The sequence below is a fragment of the Fibrobacter sp. genome, assembly GCF_017551775.1.
In the GTDB taxonomy this organism is placed as follows: domain Bacteria; phylum Fibrobacterota; class Fibrobacteria; order Fibrobacterales; family Fibrobacteraceae; genus Fibrobacter.
On record NZ_JAFZKX010000006.1, the window covers coordinates 60,798 to 68,815 of the forward strand.

The window sequence follows — 8,018 nt, forward strand, 5'->3', positions numbered from 1 at the left end:
CATGGCAGAAAAGAAACTCAAGGAAACGGTCGAGTTCAAGGTCGAATTCTACGATGTGGATTCGATGAAGGTGGCATGGCACGGCAACTACGTGAAGTACATGGAAATTGCCCGCTGCGCCCTCCTCACCAAGATAAAGTACGATTACTTCGCCATGGAAGAGAGCGGGTACGCCTGGCCCGTGGTCGATATGCATATAAAGTATCTTCGCCCGATGATCTTTATGCAGCGCATCCGCGCCGAGGTCACGCTCGAAGAATACGAAGTCTGCATGAAGCTTTCGTACAAGTTCTTTGACGCCGAGACGGGCGTACTTTTGACCCGTGCCGAAAGCATGCAGATGGCTGTCGACATGAACAAGCGCGAATCGATGATGGGCTGCCCGCAGTGCTTTATCGAACGCGTTCGTGCGGCGCTCGCCGAGGAAGAGACTGCGGCATGAGACGTATCGCTAGAGGGATAGGCCTGCTCGCGCTTTCTGCGGTTCTCGCATTCGCGGGGGCTGGGGATGCCGCCGGTGTTTACAAGAAGCCGCTTTCGGCGGAATCGAAGCCCGCGATGCTCCAGTCGATGAAGGTCCTCACCGAAAGTCCGCTTACGGTCGGGAATTTCAAGCAGACGCGCACGATTACGAAGCTGAACCGCGAATTCGTTTCGACAGGTTCCTTTGCCATCGACCGCGTCTCGGGAATCCTCTGGGATACGCAGAAGCCGTTCCCGTCGGTGCTTTGGGTGGGCGACAATTCCATTGTCCAGTGGGATCTTTCGCGCGATACGAAGAAGACGATGTCGGCGAAGGACAATCCGGTGTTCGCGGAATTCTCGAAGACCATCCAGTCGGTATTTTCGGGACAGTTCGACGAACTGGATCGCAACTTCAAGCTCTTTTTTGAAAAGAAGGCTGCCGGTTTCGATATCGGGCTTGTCCCCAAGGAAAACGCTGTCGCTCGCGTTATAGCGTCGATTACCCTTACGGGGCGTACGGAACTTGAAAAGGTGACGATTGTCGATGGGGAAGGGAATACCGTGGTGTACGAGTTCTCTGCCCAGGCGCATTTCAAGGATCTTGAATCGGTGAACGCTCCGTTCGACAAGCTTGCTCTCCGTTTTTTGAAACTGAAATCTGCGAAATAAAACCGTCGTGGCGGTCGGGGCGTATTGGGCCCGCGATGTGGCCGCCATCCGGGAGAAAAATTGGATATGAAAGGTACGCGAAAAAAAGTAGCTTCGGTAATATTGTGGGTGGCGATACACGCCGCCTTCGTGTTGCTTGGGCTCTTGCTGCCTTGGAATATCGAGACCGATCTGTATTCGGTTTTGCCGGATTCGAGCGAATTCAGGAATGTCGCGGAAGCGGAAAAGGCCCTGAGCGCGCATTCGATGCGGAACCTGACCGTATTGCTTGGGCATCGCGATTTCGCGGTGGCGAAATCCGCGGCGAGCGAACTCGAAGGGATTTTCGCCGGGGATAGTTCGCTTGCCGAGACCCGCTTGCGGGTCGGCGATGCCTCGATGCAGGAACTTCGCGATTTCTATTTCGGGTACCGTTATGTACTGCAGGGAAATGCGGTCCGTGACCTGCTGAAGCAGGGGGATGCGGCGACCCTCAAGGACAACGCGCTCCAGAAGGTCTATGGCGCGTTCTCGCTTGCCGACTTGAGTCGGGTCGAAGAAGACCCCTTCCTGCTGGGCGACGAGGCTTTTGAACATTTCACGCTGAATTCGCCCCTCATGAACGGGCGTTTCACGCTTCGCGACGGTGTCCTTGCCGCCGAGGATTCCGCGGTCACTTACGTCATGTGGAGCGCCTCCCTTGCGGCGAATACTTCCGCGATGGCTTCCAGCGGCCATGTGCTGGAACGCCTCGACCGCGTGCTCGATTCGCTGCAGCGCGTTCACGAAGGCCTGCTCGTCGAAAAGTCGGGCGTGCCGTTCCACAGTTACGAGAGTTCCAAGAACGCGCAGTCCGAAGTGGCCTGGATTTCGGGCGTGTCCATGGCGCTCATCCTGCTTTTGCTGCTCTGGGTGTTCCGCACGCCAATCCCCATCGTGTCGACGTTTTTTGCAATCGGCGTGGCGATATGCGCTGCCCTTTCGGGTACCTGGGCCGTGTTCGGGAGCATCCATATTTTCACGTTCGTGTTCGGTACGAGCGTTATCGGCGTGAGTATCGACTACGCGATACACTTCTTTACGGAACGCCACCATATTCTCAAGGGGCTTCTCCTCGGCTTCATGACGACGGAATTCAGCTACATCGCGCTCACCTTCGCCGATTTCCCGCTGTTGCGCCAGATGGCCGTGTTCTCGATAGTCGGGCTTGCGAGCTCTTTTGCGACAATCGTGCTCCTGTTCCCGAATCTTCCGCTGCCTTCGCATGCCGCGGAGGGCAAGCGTCCTCTTCCGACGCGGATTCCGGAACTCTTCCTTCGCGTGTACGACAGGTTCCCGCCGCGCTGGGTGCGTATTGCCGGTATCGTTTTCGCCCTCGTGCTCGTGCCCGGCGTGTTGAAGCTGGATGTGCATACCGACATGCGCACGCTCTATTCGATGAGCGAAAGTCTCAAGCGTTCCGAGGCTCTGAACGCGCGGCTTAACAACCTGGGAATTTCGGCGAATTACTTTATTGTGGAAGGCTCGTCGGAACAGGAACTCCTGGAAAACGAGGAAGCCCTTTCTGCACGCTTGCAGGTAGCGGTGAAGGATTCCCTGATGCGCGGGTTCCTTGCGACAAGTTCGTATATCCCTTCCGTCAAGACGCAGCAGGAAACTTTCGAAGGCATGCAGTCGCTTCGCCATTCGCAGGCCCTGCAAGAACTCCTGGAAAGCCTGAACGTTCCGGGCGATTCCCTCTTTGAATCGGGTTTCGCCTCTCCTGCGTATCTGGAACCTTCCTCGAAGATTCCTTCGTCTTTCGCGAGCATCCTCGATATGCTCTGGATAGGCGAGGTGGACGGACGTTTTTACAGTGCCGTATTCCCGTTGCATGTCGCCGCGGGTTTCGACATCGGCAAGCAGGCCGCCGAATTGCCCCATGTGTATGCGGTGAACAAGATGGAAAACGTGAACGAGACGCTCACGCAGCTTTCCCGCGTGGCGCTCCTCCTTGTGGCGATTGCGTATGCGGTCGTGTTCCTGGTCCTGGTCTTTGTCTACGGGTTTGTCCCTGCGCTCCGGATTATCCGCGCTCCGGTCCTCTCGTGCATCTTTATCGCGGCGGTGTTCGGCTATTGCGGGATTCCGTTTAATTTCTTCGCCATCGTGGGTGTCATCCTGACGCTCGGTATCGGTATCGACTATGCGCTCTTCTTCAAGGAAGGCGCTACCCGCGGACTCGTGACGGCGCTTGCCGTGATGCTTTCGGCGGCGACGACGCTCATTTCTTTCGGGAGCCTTTCCTTCAGCAGTTTCGTGCCTGTTTCCACCTTCGGGCTTTCGGTGCTGCTTGGAATATGGTGCTGCTTTGTCTTGTCTCCCTTTAGTCGGGATTGATTTTTCTAAATTTGTCGGCACCATGGTAAAATCCATATTATTCTGCGCAACGTTCTTCTTACTTGTCGCTTGCCATAACACGCATCAGGTGCCGGGGACATCGCCCGTATTCTATTCCGATGGTCGTGCTGTTTCGCTTTTGCCGACATCCGCGATGACCTTGCGTATCGACATGCCGCAGCGTATCGAGGGGAACTTCGTGAAGCCCGACGGATCAAACGATTCTTTCGAGGCCGATTCCTGGGTGCGCGCGAACGACAGCGTTCTTTCTATTACCCTTTTTACCGGATTCGGGACGACTCTCGGCGAAATCACCTATGCCAGCGATTCCGTCAAGGCCGAAAGTTCCGTGATGGATGTCGCGAAACTCAAGACGGAATACCTCGTCGCCGATTTCCAGATTTGCTTCTATCCGTTCGACGCCCTCCGGAAAAATTTCGAGCAGGCCGGTTTCGCTTTTTCCGAGACGCGCTCCGGCGATGCTGATTTTGTCCGCACGCTTTCCGATAATGGCAAGACGATTTTGACGGCGCGCAAGTCGGGCCGCGAAATTCACCTGGAGAACGTTCTGCGCCACTACAGTTACCATATTACGCTGGGGGAGGAAAATTGAGAAAGCCTCTATACATCAATGATTTTGCCATGCACTGCATTTTGGGCGGTGACAAGAAGACCGTTTTTGAAAAGTTGAAGAATGGTACCCGTGGCGAGTTTACAATCTATGATGTGGCCGGCGTGATGCGCCCCGCCGCGACAATCGATCCCGAGTCGCTTCCTCCGGTCGCCTTGTCCAAATACGACAACCGCGTGAATCGCCTGTCGCAGGCGGTGCTCGACCAGATGGAAGGTTCCATCGCCCGTGCGGTAAAAAAGTTTGGCGCGGACCGCATCGGTATTTTTATCGGTTCCTGCGACAACGGTTCCGAGGCTTCGCTCAGTGCCCTCAAGTGCTTTAGGGAAACGGGCGCGTACCCCGAAGGCTACGTGCTTGATTACCAGTCAGCCGATTTCCCTGCCCGCTATATCGCCGAACGCTTCGGCATAACCGGGATGCTTTCGGTGCATTCGACGGCGTGCGCTTCGAGCGCAAGCGCTTTCGTTTCGGCGCGCAACAACATTTATGCGGGCAACTGCGATGCCGCCATTGTCGGGGGTGTCGATATCGCCTCGCGTTCGGTCATTTTGGGTTTCGCCTCGCTCGAGGCCATGTCCGACAGGCCCACGAATCCCTTCAGCGCGAACCGCACCGGCCTCACGCTCGGCGATGCCGCTGCGTTCTTCCTGGTGACGCGCGAACGTTGCGAAGACCTGCAGGCCGAAGGTTCTGCCGGGCTTTCTGTGGTGGGTTTCGGTGAAAGTGCGGATGCCGACCACATTACCGCTCCCCGCGCCGATGGCGAAGGTGCCTACCAGGCCATGAAGGCATCCCTTGCCGATGCGGAACTCGACGCCGGTTCTATCGGGTATGTTAATTTACATGGAACGGGTACTCGCCTGAACGATTCCATGGAGGCTGTCGCCGTCAATCGCCTTTTCGGCGAGAATACTCCGGCAAGTTCCACGAAGGCGCTCACGGGGCACACGCTCGGTGCGGCAGGCGCGCTCGAGGCTTCGTTCTGCTGCCTTGCGCTCGAGAACGGGGGAGTCCTTCCGGCGCACCTCTTCGATGGCTGCGAAGACCCGAAACTCCCGAAGGTGAAGCTCGTGAAGCCGGGCGAATCGGTGGATGGGCTTAAGTACTGTATCAGCAACTCCTTTGCTTTTGGCGGTTGCAATGTCTCTTTAATTGTTGCTAAGGAATAGATTTATGGATACTCCCGAATTCAAGACGAGAAGCGAGGTCGGTGAACTTGTCCCCCATGCGGGCAAGATGCTTTTGCTCGACCGCGTCATTCGCCACGACTTAAATGAAGTCTCCATCGAAACGGAGGTGGACATCAACGAGAGTTGCATGTTCTACAGGGACGATAGGCAGGGAGTGCCTTCGTATGTCGCTTTTGAATACATGGCCCAGAGCATATCTGCGCTTTCTGGCGTTTACGGTCGTACCCTCGGGCAAAAACCGAGGGAAGGCTTTATCATGAGCGTGTCGAATTGCAAACTGCTCGTGCCCGTGTTCAAGGCGGGCGATGTCGTGAGGATCCGCGTCAAGCAGACGATGCGCGTCGACATGGCCGTGACGTTTGACGGCGCGGTCTATGTGGGCGACACGCTCGCGGTTTCGGCTTCGCTCTGTACGGTCGAAGTCGATGATCCCATGTCGATCCTGAAGATGAACTGATATCACATACCATTTTATTATATTTGTGCTATATGGAAAATAAGAAGAGTGTTTTGATTACGGGCGCAAGCGGCGGAATCGGTTCTGCCATTGCTAAGGCTGTCGCGTTGGCGGGTTACGAAGTTGTAGCTCATTATAACAGGAATGCCGCTCCGGTCGAGCAGATGGCGAACGAAATTCGTGAACAGGGCGGCTCCGTTCGCCTGTTGCAGTTCAACATCCGCGACCGCGAACAGTGCAAGGCTGTGCTCGAAAAAGATATCGAAGAAAATGGCGTGTACTATGGTGTGGTGACGAACGCGGGTGTCTGTGCCGACACGGCTTTCCCCGCCATGACCGACGAATACTGGGACAAGGTTATCGATACGAACTTGAACGGTTTTTACAATGTGCTCCACCCGATTGTCATGCCCATGTGCCGCAAGCGCAGGGGCCGCATCGTGACGATTTCGTCCGTGTCGGGTGTTATTGGCAACCGTGGCCAGGTGAACTACAGCGCGTCGAAGGCCGGTCTCATCGGTGCTTCCAAGGCGCTTGCTACCGAACTTGCAAGCCGCGGCATTACGGTGAACAGCGTCGCTCCGGGCGTCATTGAAACCGAAATGATCAAGGATGCTCCGCTCGACATGATTCTGCCCGCGATTCCCATGAAGCGCGTGGGCAAGCCCGAAGAAGTGGCTGCCACGGTGGTGTTCCTGCTTTCTGAAGGGGCCGCTTACATTACCCGTCAGGTGATTTCTGTGAATGGAGGCCTCGCCTAATGCGCCGTGTAGTTGTTACTGGTGGTTCGTGCATTTCGTCTCTTGGTTTTGATGCTGATTCCGCATTCGATGGCCTGAAGTCTTTTAAGAACCGTGTCGTCCGTATGAACGATTGGGATGTCTACAAGCAAATGAATACTCGCTTGGCCGCCCCGATTCTTGAACCGCTTCCGCAGTACCCCCGCAAAAAAATCCGCGGTGCCGGTCGCGTGGCGGTGATGGGCCTCCTCTCTGCCGACAAAGCGCTCGAAGTCGCCGGGCTTACGGGTGAAGTAGCCCTGATGAAGTCTGGCCGCATGGGCGTCGCCTACGGTTCTTCGATGGGTAGTATCGATCCGCTGCTCGAGTTCTTCTCGATGCTCAATACGTATGACTGCTCCAACATCAAGGCTACGACCTACATTCGCTCGATGCCGCAGACCTGTGCGGTGAACATCAGCGTGGTGCTCGGCCTTACCGGCCGTCTCGTGACGACGAATACGGCTTGCACCAGCGGAAGCCTCGCGATTGGCCAGGCGTACGAACTCATCAAGTACGGCAAGCAGGACGTGATGATTGCGGGCGGTGCCGACGAACTCAGCCCGACGGAATCTGCCGTGTTTGATACTTTGTTTGCGACGAGCGTCATGAACGACCATCCGGAACTCGCTCCGGCCGCATACGACAAGAACCGCGACGGCCTCGTGATTGGCGAAGGTGCCGGCTGCCTTATTCTCGAAGAATACGAGCATGCGAAGGCTCGCGGCGCGAAGATTTACGCGGAACTCATTGGTTTCGGTTCCAACACCGATGGCGAACACATTACGCAGCCCAAGAAAGAGACCATGCAGCATGCGCTCGAGTTGGCGATTGAAGATGCGGGAATCTCTCCGGATGCGATTGGCTACGTGAACGGTCACGGCACGGCGACGCACCATGGCGACATTGCCGAAAGCTGGGCGACCTACAACGCCCTGAAGCAGCGCGCGGTCCCGCTCTCCAGCTTGAAGAGCTACATCGGTCACACGCTTGGTGCCTGCGGCGGAATCGAAGCTTGGCTTGCCATCCACATGATGAACCGCAAGTGGTTCAGCCCGAACTTGAACCTGAAGGAAGTCGATCCCGAATGCGCTCCGCTGGACTACATTACGGGAACCGGCCGCGAAATGGATGTGGAATACTTCATGTCCAACAATTTCGCGTTCGGCGGCATCAACACGTCGCTCATCTTCAAGCGCGTGTAGTTCCGCGGCCTCCTCGACGGGGTTGCAATCTAACTGTAAAAGGACCGCTTTTGCGGCCCTTTTGCTTTTGGATGCTTTTTTTGATGCGCGGTGGCGTCTGTGCGGCGGGTGTCCTAGTGCCCCGGGAATCTCGTGAGCGTCTCGATGTTGTAGCCCTTCAGTACGTCGCGGCCATGCAGGTCGAAGAGCTCGATGACGAACAGGAGCATTTCCACCTTGCCGCCCAACTTCTCGATGAGGCGTGCCGCCGCTTTCGCCGTA

8 protein-coding genes are annotated in these 8,018 nt (G+C 56.3%); all 8 read left to right on the plus strand.

What is annotated here, in order from left to right; all coding sequences use genetic code 11:
- Position 1 precedes the first annotated feature (1 nt).
- The 8 genes from IK012_RS00570 (at position 2) to IK012_RS00605 (ending at position 7,757) form a co-directional block, all read left to right on the plus strand.
- Complete coding sequence (locus IK012_RS00570; protein ID WP_290949295.1) at positions 2 to 442, plus strand: thioesterase family protein; 441 nt, start codon at positions 2 to 4, stop codon at positions 440 to 442.
- A complete protein-coding gene (locus tag IK012_RS00575; RefSeq protein ID WP_290949297.1) occupies positions 439 to 1,134 on the plus strand; it encodes an outer membrane lipoprotein carrier protein LolA in 696 nt (231 codons plus the stop codon). The genes IK012_RS00570 and IK012_RS00575 overlap by 4 nt, the downstream gene beginning before the upstream one ends.
- Before the next feature lie 66 nt (positions 1,135 to 1,200).
- Positions 1,201 to 3,492 carry an MMPL family transporter gene (locus tag IK012_RS00580; protein ID WP_290949300.1) on the plus strand — a complete coding sequence of 764 codons (2,292 nt, stop codon included), beginning with the start codon at positions 1,201 to 1,203 and terminating at the stop codon, positions 3,490 to 3,492.
- A gap of 22 nt (positions 3,493 to 3,514) precedes the next feature.
- Positions 3,515 to 4,105 carry a DUF3261 domain-containing protein gene (locus tag IK012_RS00585; RefSeq protein WP_290949302.1) on the plus strand — a complete coding sequence of 197 codons (591 nt, stop codon included), beginning with the start codon at positions 3,515 to 3,517 and terminating at the stop codon, positions 4,103 to 4,105.
- Entirely contained in the window at positions 4,102 to 5,295 is a 1,194-nt protein-coding gene (locus IK012_RS00590) for a beta-ketoacyl synthase N-terminal-like domain-containing protein (protein WP_290949304.1), read from the plus strand. The genes IK012_RS00585 and IK012_RS00590 overlap by 4 nt, the downstream gene beginning before the upstream one ends.
- Positions 5,296 to 5,299: 4 nt before the next feature.
- On the plus strand, positions 5,300 to 5,773 hold the full coding sequence (locus IK012_RS00595) for a thioester dehydrase (RefSeq protein ID WP_290949305.1): 474 nt from the start codon (positions 5,300 to 5,302) through the stop codon (positions 5,771 to 5,773).
- A 32-nt stretch (positions 5,774 to 5,805) separates the two neighbouring features.
- Positions 5,806 to 6,534 (plus strand): 3-oxoacyl-ACP reductase FabG, encoded by a 729-nt coding sequence (fabG, locus tag IK012_RS00600; RefSeq protein ID WP_173384092.1) that lies wholly within the window; start codon positions 5,806 to 5,808, stop codon positions 6,532 to 6,534.
- Positions 6,534 to 7,757, plus strand: a complete 1,224-nt coding sequence (locus IK012_RS00605; protein WP_290949308.1) for a beta-ketoacyl-ACP synthase — start codon at positions 6,534 to 6,536, stop codon at positions 7,755 to 7,757. Before fabG ends, IK012_RS00605 begins: the two co-directional genes overlap by 1 nt.
- The last annotated feature ends 261 nt before the right edge of the window (positions 7,758 to 8,018 follow it).